This window comes from Acinetobacter oleivorans DR1, assembly GCF_000196795.1.
GTDB lineage: Bacteria > Pseudomonadota > Gammaproteobacteria > Pseudomonadales > Moraxellaceae > Acinetobacter > Acinetobacter oleivorans.
The window spans coordinates 4,108,225-4,124,058 of sequence record NC_014259.1; the positions used below are offsets into that span (position 1 = coordinate 4,108,225).

A 15,834-nucleotide genomic window follows, 5' to 3' on the forward strand; every position below is an offset into this window, starting at 1 on the left:
TTTTTTTAGAAGTGATTTTGATAAAGCGCTAAAAGTTTTTGAGCACCTAATAATAAATTTTCTTCCCAATCTACATGTGCTGTGTCATCTGCACCATCAGTAATATATTTCACCGAAATCAGGCGTACACCTAACTTATGGCAGACTTTGGCTAAGGCATATCCTTCCATATCCACCACATCACAAGCTACTTTTGGCTGACCCGTTTCAAATGAATCTCCAGTTCCACAAATTGCTTTTGGCAAATCAGCAAAATGTGATTGAAGATGAATTTCAGCTGGCAAGTGATCATCTAACGGCGTTACACCTACTTCAAACCCTAGGGGTGAAACATCCATATCACGTTGTACAAAAGTCTTCACCTCGACTAAATCATGTCGATTAAATGCAGAGCTTCCAGCTGTACCTAGATTAATTAAAGTTTTACAGCCAGTTTTTTGAATAACCTCAAATGCTTTAAAAGCAGCATTAATCTTACCAATACCGCTGTAATGGACTTCAACACCTGCCTGCTCAAACAAACCTTTAGATTCATTCGGAAGTGCCATAATTAAAGCAATATCAGTGTTCATTCAAAAAGCTCAAATCAAAATTAAATAAATTAGAAAATAAGTATAAATCAGGTGCAAAAGCTTTTTGCACCTTTTCATCATTACTGCATTTTTTGTTGTAAGGCGATTAAACACGGAGAAAAGAACAGTTGGCCGCTATATGCGCCTGCTAGCGTTTTCTTCATTACCACACCCCACATTGTCAATAATAAAAGACTCAATGCCACAGCAACGTATTGTAAAAATACAATTTCAACCTGATGCCCTAAATTAAACAGTGCAAGAATAAATACGCCTAATGGAAAGGTTAAGCCCCACCAACCCAAATTGAATGGAATACCTGTCTTTGCGTGACGAAGCGTTGTTAAAATTGCAAGACCCAGCCACCATAACCCAAAGCCTAAAAGCACGAGACTGCCTACAATTCCTAAAGCTTGAAAGACATTTGCAAATTGATGAAATCCTACGTTTGGCGCCACTCTTTGTGCCTGCTCTCCTAGCAATAAGAGACCTAAAGCACCTGTACCAATAGGGCCTAAAGACAACCAGCTAGAAATTGCGACTTCTTTTTCCGGTAACTGATGTAAAGCCATACGCAGCATTAAAATTGTCAAAATAGCAAATGCGGGTAAAACAGAAATCCCCCAAAGTACGTAGCCCGCCATTAATAAATGAAAGCTATGCAAATCTGCTGGTAAATGTGCAACTAACATACCCGCAGAACTTGCTGCTACTTCACAGGCAACCACAGGTAAAAGCCAAATTGCAGTCACGGTATGTAGCTGATGGTTCTGACGACTAAACATACAAAACGGCACGATCCACGCAATTGCTAGTGCTAAAAAGACATCGATGTACCATAAAGCTTGAGCAATATGTATCGCAACTTCACCGTAAAGCCCTATACCAAAGCTTAAAAAGCCATTTAGTATTGTAGCGAGCCCCATCGGAATAGCGCCTAAAAACAAGCTCATATTGGGATGGTTAAATATTTGCTTCGCTTCATGAGGGAAAAGAAACCACCGCAATAAATAAAGACCTGAAAAAACACTGAATAAAATAATATTAAATTGCCATAACAAAGTTGCTAGCGTGAATAAAAATGATTGAGCAAATGGAAGCTGAATTAAAATCATACTGACCACGCCAGTACCCATAGTCGCTGTAAACCAATTTGGAGTAAAATGTCGTATAACATCTTTGCTATGATTTAATTGGTAAAAGGGTTTTTTCATTTTAGTTCTCTAATCAAAGAGTGGATAAAGATATAGTAGAGCAAACTATTAATAAGAAAAATTGATTTATTTTTATTTAATTCATCAGTAATTCAAATATACAAATATTCATGTTGAAAAATAACTGAGTAAAAACACAACAACAAGACGAATCTGTGAGATTATGGCAATATATAGCCCTTGCAAAAATAGCCATATTTTAAGTTCATGAAACTGCTTCGTCTTAATGCGTTATCGCCCAATTTTCAGTTACCTCAAACAGCGGTAACTATTGGTAATTTTGATGGTGTCCATTTAGGTCACCAAGCGATGATTGCTCAACTCAAAAAAATTGCTGCAGCACAAGGCTTAAAAACATTGGTTATGATTTTTGAGCCACAACCTCTTGAATTCTTTAAAGGCTACGATGCCCCTCCTCGTATTAATTCACTACGAGAAAAAGTTGAATACCTAGCTGAGCTTGGGGTTGATTACATTGCAGTTGCTAAATTTGATCAGCATTTCCGTAGTATGAGCGCGTCTGCTTTTGCAGACTTATTAAAAGATAAATTAAACGCGCAGTCTTTGGTTTTAGGAGATGACTTTCATTTCGGTAAGGACCGTCAAGGCAACAGCGAATTTTTAAAAGATTACGGATTTGGGGTCACAAATTTACATACGATTGAGCTTGAAGGTGAACGCGTAAGTTCAACTCGTATTCGCCAAGTGCTTCAGGTAGGAAATCTTGCCTTAGCTGCTAAATTATTAGGTCGTCCTTACAGTATTACTGGACGAGTTCAATATGGCGACCAAATTGGCCGAACTCTGGATTTTCCAACGATTAATGTTCGCCTCAACCGCCATAAGCCATGTTTAAATGGGATTTATGGTGTTGAAGTCATTTGTGAAACAACCTCACTTACTCAAAAAGTGCGTCAAGATACACCCGAAAAACCGGGAATTGCCGGATATCATGATAACAGCCTCTATGGCGCAGGACATGTCGGTACACGTCCAGCCATTCAGCAAGAACATCCAGAGTGGAGATTAGAAGTACATTTCCCTGATGTTTCTGCTAATCTGTATGGCTTATTTATGCGGGTGACTTTCCTTCACTATCTTCATGGTGAATTGAACTACCCTTCGCTTGAGGCACTTAAGGCAGGAATTGATAATGACGTGCAGCAGTTACGACAATACCGTAACGACACGACACAATTTCCTTTTTAATTCTAATTTTGATTGTAAAACATGTCGGCTCCCAAGCTGATTAAACTGGATGAAAACTTGCATGAGCGATAAGCAAACTCCTGAGAATGCAGTGGACTACAAAGCCACGCTAAACCTGCCGGATACTCAATTTGCAATGAAAGCAAATTTGGCAGTACGTGAAGTGAAATGGTTAGAAGAGTGGTATACCGACAACATTTATCAGCAGATTCGTGCATCGCGTATTGGCAAGAAAAAATATATTTTGCACGATGGCCCTCCATATGCGAACGGTACAATTCACTTAGGTCACGCAGTTAATAAAGTACTCAAAGACGTGATTGTAAAAAGCCGTACTTTGGCAGGTTTCGATGCACCTTATGTTCCTGGTTGGGATTGTCATGGCTTGCCAATCGAGCTAAAAGTTGAAGAAAAAGTAGGTAAAGTTGGCGAAAAAGTTGACGCAGCGACTTTCCGTAAGCTTTGCCGTGAATATGCTCTAAAACAAATTGATTTACAGCGTACTGACTTTAAACGTCTTGGTATTTTAGGTGATTGGGATAATCCTTATCTCACCATGAACTATAAACAAGAAGCCGATATTGTTCGTACTTTAGGCTTAATCCAGAAAAATGGCCATATCCAGCCGGGCTTAAAGCCAGTGAACTGGTGTATGGACTGTGGTTCAGCACTTGCCGAAGCTGAAGTTGAATATGAAGATAAAAAATCTGACGCAATTGATGTTGGTTTTGGTGTTGTAGATCTTAAAGATTTAAGTGCCCGTTTAAACGTAGAAGTTCAAGATCCAACTGATATCGTGATCTGGACGACTACGCCGTGGACATTACCAGCTAACCAAGCTGTTGCATTGCATGCCGAAATTGAATATCAATTGGTACAAGTGACTACTGAGCGCGGTAAGCAAAACTTCATTCTTGCTAAAGACTTAGTTGCTTCAGCAATTGAGCGTTACAAGCTTGAAAATCCTGTTGTTTTAGCTGACTTTACAGGTTCAGCTCTTGAAAACCTTACTTTACAACACCCTTTACTTACCGATCGTCAAGTTCCAGTGATTTTGGGTGAACACGTTATTGCAACAAGCGGTACAGGTGCAGTACATACAGCGCCTGGCCATGGTGCAGACGACTATAAAGTAGGTCTTCAATACAACCTTAAAGTAGATAATCCAGTCGGTGGTAACGGTGTTTATTTACCAACTGCTCCAATCTATGCTGGTGAACACATCTATAAAGCCAATCCAAAGATTATTGAAGCTTTGGGTGCTGTAGGCCGTTTATGGGCTCATCAACCAATTAAACACAGTTACCCACACTGCTGGCGTCATAAGACTCCTATTATTTTCCGTGCTACACCACAATGGTTCATTAGCATGGATCAAAAAGGCTTACGTGAAGGCGCGCTTAACGCAATTGAAAACGATATCGAGTTTGTACCGAACTGGGGTAAAAACCGTATTGAATCAATGATTGAAGGTCGTCCGGATTGGTGTATCTCACGTCAACGTACTTGGGGTGTTCCAATTCCTTTCTTCGTTCATAAAGATACGAACGAATTACATCCTCGTACACCTGAACTCATCGAAGAAGTTGCTCAACTGATCGAACAAGAAGGCATCGAAGCATGGTTCAAACGTGAAGCAAAAGACTTCATAGGTGAAGATGCTGAACAGTACAACGCCGTCCGCGATACACTCGATGTATGGTTCGACTCTGGTACAACGCATTATGCTGTACTTGAGCAACGTGAAGAATTAGAAAGCCCTGCTGACTTATATTTAGAAGGTTCAGACCAACACCGTGGCTGGTTCCAGTCTTCTTTATTAACGTCTATGGCAATTCACAATCGCGCACCATATAAAGCCTTGTTAACACATGGTTTTACAGTGGATGAAAACGGTCGTAAGTTGTCAAAATCTTTAGGCAACTACATTCCACTTGAAGAAATCATCAAACAGCTTGGTGCTGATGGTTTACGTCTATATGTAGCTTCTAGCGACTATCGCTATGAAATTGCAGCGTCTAAAGAAATCTTTAGCCGTGTAAGTGATAGCTACCGTCGTATTCGTAATACGCTACGCTTCTTACTTGCAAACTTAAATGGTTTCAAACCAAGTACAGATGCTTTAGCAGTAGATGATCTTATCGCTCTTGATCAATACATCTTGCAACGTGCAAATGAAGTACAACAAACTATTATCACTGCATATGAAGAAATGAACTTCCATGTGGTGTGTAGTGCGTTAACAAGCTTCTGTATTAATGACTTAGGTGGTTTCTACCTAGACATCATCAAAGACCGTCAATACACCACTAAGGCTGACTCACAAGCACGTCGTTCTGCACAAACAGCGCTTTACCATATCGTACAAGCATTTGTTCGCTGGATGAGCCCAATCTTAAGCTTTACCGCTCAAGAAGCTTGGCCACTGATTCCAGAACAAACTGAAAAGTATGTATTTACTTCAGAATGGTATGACTTGCCTGTTTCATCAAAAGCAAACTTGCTTTCTGAAGAAGATTGGCAAACATTGATTAGCGTAAAATCTGCAGTAAATAAACAGATTGAAGCAGCACGTAACGCTAAACTTGTCGGCAGTAATCTTTCAGCCAAAGTTGAACTTTGGGCAAATGAATCATTACAAACAGTTTTAAACCAACTGGCTGATGAACTCCGTTTTGTTCTTATTACTTCTCAAGTAGTAGTACATCCATTTGCTGAACAAGGTGAAGCAACTGAAATGGAAGGCTTACGTGTACAAATATCTGCAGCTGAAGGTGAAAAATGTGCACGTTGCTGGCACGTCCTTCCAGATGTAAATACACATGCTGATCATCCTGGTTTATGTGGTCGTTGTATTGTGAACGTCACTGGTCGTGGCGAAGTGAGAAAATATGCCTAATTCACAAGCTAAAAAAGGCTTATTCCAGTTTTATCCACACAATCTCATTTGGCTTGGACTTTCTGTCCTTGCCATTGTTTTGGATCAATGGACAAAATGGATTGCAAGTACACATCTGAACTACGCAGATCCAGTGCCTGTACTTCCATTTTTAAACTGGACACTTTTACATAACTATGGTGCAGCCTTTAGCTTTTTATCGGATGCAGGAGGATGGCAACGCTATTTCTTCACATCTTTAGCAGGCTTAGTTTCAATCCTTTTTGTATTTTGGTTGCTTCGTATGCCTAAAAAAATGGTGGTGCTACCTGTAGCCATCGCTTTAATTTTAGGTGGAGCTTTAGGCAATTTAATTGACCGTATTACCCTAGGTTATGTAGTCGATTTCATTCATGTTTATTACCAAAATCATCACTTTCCAGCTTTTAATATTGCGGACAGTGCCATTACCTTAGGCACCATCTTGCTACTCATCGATACATTCTTCCTTGAGAAGCAACGCAACCAAAATTCGGATGCATAATATGACCGAAATTATCCAACCTAACGAAGAAATTCGTATTACAGACGGCTCTAAAGTCGATCTACACTTTTCTGTCGCTATTGAAAATGGTGTAGAAATCGATAATACACGTAACCGTGAAGAACCTGTTACCTTGACTATTGGTGACGGAAATCTTTTACCTGGCTTTGAAAAAGCATTATTTGGTTTACGTGCTGGTGACCGCCGTACAGTACATCTTCCACCAGAAGATGCATTTGGTCCATGGAATCCGGAAAATATTCAAACTTTCGATACAGTTAAGTTTGAACAACGCCCTATTCCTGGTCATATGATTGAGTTCGAAGATAAAGCAAAAACAACTTTATTCGGTGTAGTGAAGTCAGTTAATGATGACATTACAGAAATTGATTTTAATCACCCGTTAGCTGGAAAAAACATTACCTTTGAAGTAGAAATATTCAAGGTTACTCCTGAAGGCCAACAAGGCATTAAACTCATGTAAATAAAAAAGCCCTCTCAATGAGGGCTTTTTTATTATCCAATTTTTTTCATAACATAAGAATCCTTACAAATTCTATATTCTCAGCTACCCATTTAATGAATTAAGTTATAAGTATAAAAATCCTTGGGAAAAATACATGCTGGTCTATATTGTCGTGGGAAGTGTTCGTGAAGGACGTACAGCAATTAAAATTGCCAATTGGGTAGAATCAACAATTCCAACATTGAGTCTAAACGATTTCCAAACTGAAGTAGTCGATTTAAAAGAATGGGATTTACCTCTATTTTCAGGATCTCATCCACCCGCTACCGGAATTTATGATCAACCTAAACAACAAGAATGGGCAGACAAAATTGCTCAAGCAGATGCTTTTATCTTTATTAGCCCAGAATACAACCATGGTTACAGTCCAGCTCTAAAAAATGCTCTGGACTATGTAGGCAAAGAATGGAGTGGTAAACCAGCTGCATTTATTGGTTATGGTTCAACGAATGGTTCTCGATCTATTAGCCAAATACGTCAAGTCACCTCAAGTTTAAGTATAATTGATCCCAATGCTGTAATAGAGATACGAGATATATTTAAACGCAATAAAGATGAAAAATTCGAAGCTAATGAGTTTGAAGTAAAAGGGCTTCAATCTATTGTTGAGAAACTACAGAAATATCACTTATCTTAAATTTAAAAAAGGCCTCTATAAACAAAATAGGGGCCTTTTATTTTTATAAGCTTTTTAAATAATTTACTACGTCTATATTACCAGCCATTTCTGCAAGCTGTAACGCTGTATATTCGCTTTTATAAGCGATTTGAGCACCTTTTCCTACCAAGAGTTTAACTATCTCTAAATGACCATTTTCAGCAGCTGCTTGTAAAGCACTATAGCCTTCATCATCTGCCTGATTGGGATCTTGCCCTTCTAAAAGTAGTTGCTCTACCAGATCTAGGTCCCCTAAAGAAGCCCAATAAACTAATTCAGGAAGAGAGAGTTCTTCATCATCTTCAGGTATTGAAGAGAAAGAATTAATTTTCACGTAAACACCTAAAAATAAGAAACTTCATCATTATTATATTCATAGAACATGCTTAATATGCAATATCTGATTTTGAAGCACTACCAAAAAATTAAACTCTTCAATCAATTTAATTCCTGCATAAGTAAACACCCCGGTTTCTTTCGAGACCGGGGTGTTAGAATAATGAGCTGGCGATGACTTACTCTCACATGGGAAACCCCACACTACCATCAGCGCTAAGAGGTTTCACTTCTGAGTTCGGGAAGGGATCAGGTGGTTCACTCTTGCTATGGTCGCCAGCACAACTGGTATGGATACTTGCATTGGTCTTAATGTGCCGATGCGTTTTCCAAATCTTTACAGATGGGCTGATTGAATCTTACTTTATTTGTTCATTTTAGCTAAGCGTATAACTAAATCAAGTTGCTTTGCATATTAATGAATCGATTGATGCTTTATATACAACTGCTTGGGTGTTGTATAGTCAAGCCTCACGAGCAATTAGTATTGGTCAGCTTCACATATCACTATGCTTCCACATCCAACCTATCAACGTCCTAGTCTCGAACGGCTCTTTAGAGGACATAAAGTCCTAGGGAAATCTTATCTTGAGGTAGGCTTCCCGCTTAGATGCTTTCAGCGGTTATCCCTTCCGAACATAGCTACCCGGCGATGCGACTGGCGTCACAACCGGTACACCAGAGGTTCGTCCACTCTGGTCCTCTCGTACTAGGAGCAGATCCTCTCAAATTTCCAGCGCCCACGGTAGATAGGGACCGAACTGTCTCACGACGTTCTAAACCCAGCTCGCGTACCTCTTTAAATGGCGAACAGCCATACCCTTGGGACCTGCTTCAGCCCCAGGATGAGATGAGCCGACATCGAGGTGCCAAACACCGCCGTCGATATGAACTCTTGGGCGGTATCAGCCTGTTATCCCCAGAGTACCTTTTATCCGTTGAGCGATGGCCCTTCCATACAGAACCACCGGATCACTAAGACCTACTTTCGTACCTGCTCGACTTGTGGGTCTCGCAGTTAAGCGCGCTTTTGCCTTTATACTCTACGCGTGATTTCCGACCACGCTGAGCGCACCTTCGTACTCCTCCGTTACTCTTTAGGAGGAGACCGCCCCAGTCAAACTACCCACCAGACATGGTCCTCGCCCCGGATTACGGGGCAGAGTTAGAACCTCAACATTACCAGGGTGGTATTTCAAGGACGGCTCCATTGGAACTAGCGTTCCAACTTCAAAGCCTCCCACCTATCCTACACAAGTAAGGTCAAAGTTCAATGTCAAGCTGCAGTAAAGGTTCACGGGGTCTTTCCGTCTAGCCGCGGGTACACTGCATCTTCACAGCGATTTCGATTTCACTGAGCCTCTGCTGGAGACAGCGCCGCCATCATTATGCCATTCGTGCAGGTCGGAACTTACCCGACAAGGAATTTCGCTACCTTAGGACCGTTATAGTTACGGCCGCCGTTTACTGGGGCTTCGATCAAGAGCTTCGCTTACGCTAACCCCATCAATTAACCTTCCAGCACCGGGCAGGCATCACACCCTATACGTCCACTTTCGTGTTTGCAGAGTGCTATGTTTTTAATAAACAGTTGCAGCGGCCTGGTTTCTGTGGCTGCCAATAGCTCAGACCGCAAGGGTCATCACCGTCAGCAGCGTACCTTCTCCCGAAGTTACGGTACCATTTTGCCTAGTTCCTTCAGCAGAGTTCTCTCAAGCGCCTTGGTCTACTCGACCTGACCACCTGTGTCGGTTTCGGGTACGATTCCTGTGTAACTGAAGCTTAGAGACTTTTCCTGGAAGCATGGTATCAGCCACTTCGCTGTACAAGTACAGCTTGCTATCAGATCTCAGCATAGAGCACCCCGGATTTGCCTAAGATGCATGCCTACTTCCTTCCACCTGGACAACCAACGCCAGGCTGACTTAACCTTCTCCGTCCTCTCATCGCATTACACAGAAGTATTGGAATATTAACCAATTTCCCATCGACTACGCCTTTCGGCCTCGCCTTAGGGGTCGACTCACCCAGCCCCGATTAACGTTGGACTGGAACCCTTGGTCTTTCGGCGAACGGGTTTTTCACCCGTTTTGTCGTTACTCACGTCAGCATTCGCACTTCTGATACCTCCAGCATACTTCTCAATACACCTTCATCGGCTTACAGAACGCTCCCCTACCACTTGACTAAAAGTCAAATCCGCAGCTTCGGCACATAGTTTTAGCCCCGTTACATCTTCCGCGCAGGCCGACTCGACTAGTGAGCTATTACGCTTTCTTTAAAGGGTGGCTGCTTCTAAGCCAACCTCCTAGCTGTCTATGCCTTCCCACATCGTTTCCCACTTAACTATGATTTTGGGGCCTTAGCTGGCGGTCTGGATTGTTTTCCTCTTGACTACGGACGTTAGCACCCGCAGTCTGTCTCCCGGATAGTACTCATAGGTATTCGGAGTTTGCATCGGTTTGGTAAGTCGGGATGACCCCCTAGCCGAAACAGTGCTCTACCCCCTATGGTATTCGTCCGAGGCGCTACCTAAATAGCTTTCGGGGAGAACCAGCTATCACCAGGCTTGATTAGCCTTTCACCCCTATCCACAAGTCATCCCCTGGCTTTTCAACGACAGTGGGTTCGGTCCTCCAGTTAGTGTTACCCAACCTTCAACCTGCTCATGGATAGATCGCCTGGTTTCGGGTCTATACCCAGCAACTAAACGCCCTATTAAGACTCGATTTCTCTACGGCTCCCCTATACGGTTAACCTCGCTACTGAATATAAGTCGCTGACCCATTATACAAAAGGTACGCAGTCACCGAACAAGTCGGCTCCCACTGCTTGTATGCATGCGGTTTCAGGATCTATTTCACTCCCCTCACAGGGGTTCTTTTCGCCTTTCCCTCACGGTACTGGTTCACTATCGGTCAGTCAGGAGTATTTAGCCTTGGAGGATGGTCCCCCCATATTCAGACAAGGTTTCACGTGCCTCGCCCTACTCGTCATCATTATGTGTGCCCTTTCGTGTACGGGAATATCACCCTCTACGTTCGCACTTCCCAGAGCGTTCCACTAAAACACACATAACTTAATGGGCTGATCCCCGTTCGCTCGCCGCTACTAAGGGAATCTCAATTGATTTCTTTTCCTAAGGGTACTGAGATGTTTCACTTCCCCTCGTTCGCCTTGCAACACTATGTATTCATGTTGCAATACCTACCTTAAAGTAGGTGGGTTCCCCCATTCAGAAATCTCCGGATCAAAGGATATTTGCCGCCTCCCCGGAGCTTATCGCAGGCTATTACGTCTTTCATCGCCTCTGACTGCCAAGGCATCCACCACATGCACTTAATTACTTGACTATACAACCCCAAACAGTCGTCAACACTTACAAGTGAGTGTTGTCCGTGCGATTCTTCATCGCTACTATCTGTTGCCTGTGTATTTAAACACTGTACAGCTTCAATCTAAATTCATATACCAAAACGCTTGATTCAGTTAATTTGCTAGTTCTCAATTCATCTAGATTAATTGCTTAATCTAAACTCTTGAGTGAACAATTTATTTCAGACTCAATTTTGCCAATCTGTTAATGAATAAACACGCCTTCGTCAGGTCATGCTTAATACCGTGATACTTAAATCACAGAAGTTAATAAACTAAGATCTAAATCTCTATTTACTAATTTCTGTAATCCGAACTTCTCTTAAGTTCTGGTGGAGACTAGGAGAGTCGAACTCCTGACCTCCTGCGTGCAAAGCAGGCGCTCTACCAACTAAGCTAAGTCCCCAGCTTACATCATCAGTCATGTATCTTTTATCTATAACTTCAACCAGTCAAAGTCATGGTGGGTCTGACAAGACTTGAACTTGTGACCCCACGCTTATCAAGCGTGTGCTCTAACCAACTGAGCTACAGACCCTCAGATACATCTATGAAGAACAACTTGTTGTGGATTCTTACCAATCGTCAATCTTTCGTTAAGGAGGTGATCCAGCCGCAGGTTCCCCTACGGCTACCTTGTTACGACTTCACCCCAGTCATCGGCCACACCGTGGTAACCGCCCTCTTTGCAGTTAGGCTAGCTACTTCTGGTGCAACAAACTCCCATGGTGTGACGGGCGGTGTGTACAAGGCCCGGGAACGTATTCACCGCGGCATTCTGATCCGCGATTACTAGCGATTCCGACTTCATGGAGTCGAGTTGCAGACTCCAATCCGGACTACGATCGGCTTTTTGAGATTAGCATCCTATCGCTAGGTAGCAACCCTTTGTACCGACCATTGTAGCACGTGTGTAGCCCTGGCCGTAAGGGCCATGATGACTTGACGTCGTCCCCGCCTTCCTCCAGTTTGTCACTGGCAGTATCCTTAAAGTTCCCGACATTACTCGCTGGCAAATAAGGAAAAGGGTTGCGCTCGTTGCGGGACTTAACCCAACATCTCACGACACGAGCTGACGACAGCCATGCAGCACCTGTATGTAAGTTCCCGAAGGCACCAATCCATCTCTGGAAAGTTCTTACTATGTCAAGGCCAGGTAAGGTTCTTCGCGTTGCATCGAATTAAACCACATGCTCCACCGCTTGTGCGGGCCCCCGTCAATTCATTTGAGTTTTAGTCTTGCGACCGTACTCCCCAGGCGGTCTACTTATCGCGTTAGCTGCGCCACTAAAGCCTCAAAGGCCCCAACGGCTAGTAGACATCGTTTACGGCATGGACTACCAGGGTATCTAATCCTGTTTGCTCCCCATGCTTTCGCACCTCAGCGTCAGTGTTAGGCCAGATGGCTGCCTTCGCCATCGGTATTTCCTCCAGATCTCTCTACGCCATTTCACCCGCTACCACCTGGAATTCTACCATCCTCTCCCACACTCTAGCTAAACCAGTATCGAATGCAATTCCCAAGTTAAGCTCGGGGATTTCACCATTTGACTTAATTAGCCCGCCTACGCGCGCTTTACGCCCAGTAAATCCGATTAACGCTTGCACCCTCTGTATTACCGCGGCTGCTGGCACAGAGTTAGCCGGTGCTTATTCTGCGAGTAACGTCCACTATCTCTAGGTATTAACTAAAGTAGCCTCCTCCTCGCTTAAAGTGCTTTACAACCATAAGGCCTTCTTCACACACGCGGCATGGCTGGATCAGGCTTCCGCCCATTGTCCAATATTCCCCACTGCTGCCTCCCGTAGGAGTCTGGGCCGTGTCTCAGTCCCAGTGTGGCGGATCATCCTCTCAGACCCGCTACAGATCGTCGCCTTGGTAGGCCTTTACCCCACCAACTAGCTAATCCGACTTAGGCTCATCTATTAGCGCAAGGTCCGAAGATCCCCTGCTTTCTCCCGTAGGACGTATGCGGTATTAGCATTCCTTTCGAAATGTTGTCCCCCACTAATAGGCAGATTCCTAAGCATTACTCACCCGTCCGCCGCTAAGATCAGTAGCAAGCTACCTCTCTCCGCTCGACTTGCATGTGTTAAGCCTGCCGCCAGCGTTCAATCTGAGCCATGATCAAACTCTTCAGTTAAAAATCATTTTGCACCTTATTAAAGACAAGGTGCCAATTCTGGCTCATCAATTTTCTGACTTAAATTTCGCTCAAATAAACTTCGAGTAATTTAAACCAATCAATCAATGATAATATTTCGATTAATCAATCAGTAAAAATCCACACAAGTTGTTCTTCAATTCTCTTAATGATTTTTCTGCTCTTCGTCAGAGACAGAATTCAACGCAATACTAAGTTTTCATCTTAACCCTGTAAGCTAAGATATTCTCGTGTATCGCGTCGGGATGAGTGCATTATAGGGGAAAAAAACTGGTACGCAAGCACTTTTCTAAATATATGTGTTTGACCGACTCTTTTTTACCCAACCAAAAATCAAAAAAACCAAAATAATCAATCAAGCTATTGATAATTAACAACAAATATTAAATCATTTATTTTCATTCTTTTTTGATTTTCACTTCTAGTATCTTAATAGGTTGTTTAGGAATGTTCTGATGCATGCCATCATTGGTTGTAGGTACCTTTACAATACGGTCAACCACATCCATTCCTTTAATTACTTTTCCGAAAACTGCATAACCTGGGTTACCAGCCGAGCGATTTAGAAAACTGTTATCTGCGACATTAATAAAGAATTGACTAGTAGCAGAGTCTGGATTTGCAGTACGAGCCATTGCTAAAGTTCCGCGGGTGTTAGCAATTCCATTTCCAGCTTCGTTTTTGATTGGTGCTCGGGTTGTCTTTTCCTGCATATTTGCAGTAAGTCCACCGCCCTGCACCATGAAACCAGGAATTACGCGATGGAAGATCGTATCTTTATAAAAGTTCGACTTTATATAGGTTTTAAAATTCTTTACGCTGATTGGGGCTTTCTCGTCATAAAGTTGTATTTCTATGTTGCCTAAATTTGTTTGCATTTCAACTAAAGTGTCAGCCCAAACTGAATGACTGCTTAGACCTAAGCAACATAGCATTAATAATTTTTTCATATCTTCCTACAGTAAAATGCAAAACTTAATAGAGGTTAAATTTAATCGTCTATATAAAAGAATTCTAGTGAGTATTTATTATCTTTTATTTAAGGCCTAATATTTTGGATGTGCCCATGTTCCACGTGAAACATGGACCAAACTTTTATTTAGCTATTTTTATCCCAAAATTTTCTAAAGTTTTTACTGAACTCAATGGTGTACCGTTTGGCTTTTTTGGAAATAGGCGTCAAATTTATAAAACCATGAGTTTGATCTGAATATTCTTCATAATGCATTTTGACACCATTTTGGCGTAGCTTATAGCTATAAATTTTGCCTTCATCATGTAATACATCATGCCCAGCAGTAATCACAAAAGCCGGAGGATTCTTCTTCAAGTTGCCATAAGTTGGAGAAATAATTGGATCATCTAGTTCTACGTTATGCTGGGTTGCATAATATTGAGTGACATTATTGATATCGTTATCCGTTAAAACCAATCCTTCGTTATATGCATAGAAGGAAGGATGTCGACTCTTGAAATCGACGGCAGGGTAAATAAGAAGTTGGGCTTGAGGAGCATAAGGTTTATTTACTGATCTTTGAGCCACGACTGTACTGATGTTTCCACCAGCACTATCCCCCGCTACCGCAATTCGACCTTTTAATATTTTTAACTGTCTACGATTTTGATATACCCAAGCTAAAGCATCTTCACAAGATTGGATTAAATGCTGAGGAGAAACCTCAGGTGCTAGAGGGTAATCGATACTGAGTACTTGGACTTTTGCATATTTTGCCAATATACGACAAACCTCATCATGAGTATCTAAACCACCAACAACAAATCCTCCTCCATGATAGAAAACAATAAGAGGTAGTTTTTTATTCGGTGCTGGATGATAGTGTCTCGCAAAAACGGTTCCACTTTGGAGTGGTAAACGGATATCTTCTACCAAGTCAATCTCTGTTGACTTGTGGCGTATAGCCAGCATTTGCGTATCGAACTGCCTTCTAGATTCAATTGGGTCTGAACCAATGAAACCGATACGACCCTGTTTAATTTGTACAGCCATCATACATTTAGTAAATGAGTCGAGATCTGGATATTGGTACGAATATCCAAGAATTTTAGCAAGTGATTCTTGAGCTAATCGAGGTAACTTATCAAGAGCTCGAGCAGCAGGCCCTTGGCCCTTATCTAGCAATGTTTGAATTTTTTGATTAAATGCTGTCATGCCTATCTCCATGAATCCCTCTTATCCTTCATATTTTCTACAGAATTCTGTTGTTATTTGACTATATTCGCATACAACTCATGTAATCAAGATACAAAGGTAAAACCCAAATTACGCTAATCTGATTTCAAGCAAATGTCATTAACAAATCTGTCACTTAAAACAGGACTTTTTTGCCAATTATTGT

Annotated in this window: 10 protein-coding genes, 2 tRNA genes and 3 rRNA genes; 5 read left to right on the forward strand and 10 right to left on the reverse strand. The window is 42.0% G+C overall.

Annotated features, from left to right (window positions below):
* Nucleotides 1–5: 5 nt before the first annotated feature.
* Both AOLE_RS19335 and AOLE_RS19340 read right to left on the reverse strand, forming a co-directional pair.
* Entirely contained in the window at nt 6–572 is a 567-nt protein-coding gene (locus AOLE_RS19335) for a 5'-methylthioadenosine/S-adenosylhomocysteine nucleosidase family protein (protein WP_013199285.1), read from the reverse strand.
* An 80-nt stretch (nt 573–652) separates the two neighbouring features.
* Nucleotides 653–1,786 carry a TDT family transporter gene (locus tag AOLE_RS19340; RefSeq protein ID WP_013199286.1) on the reverse strand — a complete coding sequence of 378 codons (1,134 nt, stop codon included), beginning with the start codon at nt 1,784–1,786 and terminating at the stop codon, nt 653–655.
* Between the two features lie 207 nt (nt 1,787–1,993).
* Here AOLE_RS19340 and ribF point away from each other — a divergent pair, with 207 nt between their 5' ends.
* The 5 genes from ribF (at nt 1,994) to AOLE_RS19365 (ending at nt 7,580) form a co-directional block, all read left to right on the forward strand.
* Nucleotides 1,994–2,995, forward strand: a complete 1,002-nt coding sequence (gene ribF, locus AOLE_RS19345) for a bifunctional riboflavin kinase/FAD synthetase (protein ID WP_013199287.1) — start codon at nt 1,994–1,996, stop codon at nt 2,993–2,995.
* A 61-nt stretch (nt 2,996–3,056) separates the two neighbouring features.
* Nucleotides 3,057–5,894 carry an isoleucine--tRNA ligase gene (gene ileS / locus AOLE_RS19350; RefSeq protein ID WP_013199288.1) on the forward strand — a complete coding sequence of 946 codons (2,838 nt, stop codon included), beginning with the start codon at nt 3,057–3,059 and terminating at the stop codon, nt 5,892–5,894.
* Entirely contained in the window at nt 5,887–6,417 is a 531-nt protein-coding gene (gene lspA, locus AOLE_RS19355; RefSeq protein ID WP_003655819.1) for a signal peptidase II, read from the forward strand. Before ileS ends, lspA begins: the two co-directional genes overlap by 8 nt.
* A 1-nt stretch (nt 6,418) precedes the next feature.
* Entirely contained in the window at nt 6,419–6,901 is a 483-nt protein-coding gene (locus tag AOLE_RS19360; RefSeq protein WP_004640310.1) for an FKBP-type peptidyl-prolyl cis-trans isomerase, read from the forward strand.
* A 136-nt stretch (nt 6,902–7,037) separates the two neighbouring features.
* Nucleotides 7,038–7,580, forward strand: coding sequence for an NADPH-dependent FMN reductase (locus tag AOLE_RS19365; RefSeq protein ID WP_005308885.1), 543 nt, complete (start codon nt 7,038–7,040; stop codon nt 7,578–7,580).
* 43 nt (nt 7,581–7,623) lie between these two features.
* Here the strand turns inward: AOLE_RS19365 and AOLE_RS19370 are convergent, their stop codons facing one another.
* The 8 genes from AOLE_RS19370 to AOLE_RS19405 form a co-directional block, all read right to left on the reverse strand.
* Entirely contained in the window at nt 7,624–7,935 is a 312-nt protein-coding gene (locus AOLE_RS19370; protein WP_013199289.1) for an ankyrin repeat domain-containing protein, read from the reverse strand.
* Nucleotides 7,936–8,103: 168 nt separating this feature from the next.
* Nucleotides 8,104–8,218: ribosomal RNA gene (rrf, locus tag AOLE_RS19375) — 5S ribosomal RNA — on the reverse strand.
* Between the two features lie 179 nt (nt 8,219–8,397).
* Nucleotides 8,398–11,290: ribosomal RNA gene (locus tag AOLE_RS19380) — 23S ribosomal RNA — on the reverse strand.
* 352 nt (nt 11,291–11,642) lie between these two features.
* Nucleotides 11,643–11,718: transfer RNA gene (locus AOLE_RS19385), tRNA-Ala, on the reverse strand.
* Nucleotides 11,719–11,773: 55 nt separating this feature from the next.
* Nucleotides 11,774–11,850, reverse strand: a tRNA-Ile gene (locus AOLE_RS19390).
* A 59-nt stretch (nt 11,851–11,909) separates the two neighbouring features.
* Nucleotides 11,910–13,456 (reverse strand): 16S ribosomal RNA (locus AOLE_RS19395).
* The 16S, 23S and 5S rRNA genes sit together here with 2 tRNA genes alongside, the layout of an rRNA operon.
* Before the next feature lie 419 nt (nt 13,457–13,875).
* Nucleotides 13,876–14,427 carry a peptidylprolyl isomerase gene (locus AOLE_RS19400; RefSeq protein ID WP_013199290.1) on the reverse strand — a complete coding sequence of 184 codons (552 nt, stop codon included), beginning with the start codon at nt 14,425–14,427 and terminating at the stop codon, nt 13,876–13,878.
* A gap of 149 nt (nt 14,428–14,576) precedes the next feature.
* Complete coding sequence (locus AOLE_RS19405; protein ID WP_013199291.1) at nt 14,577–15,647, reverse strand: alpha/beta hydrolase; 1,071 nt, start codon at nt 15,645–15,647, stop codon at nt 14,577–14,579.
* Nucleotides 15,648–15,834: the final 187 nt, after the last annotated feature.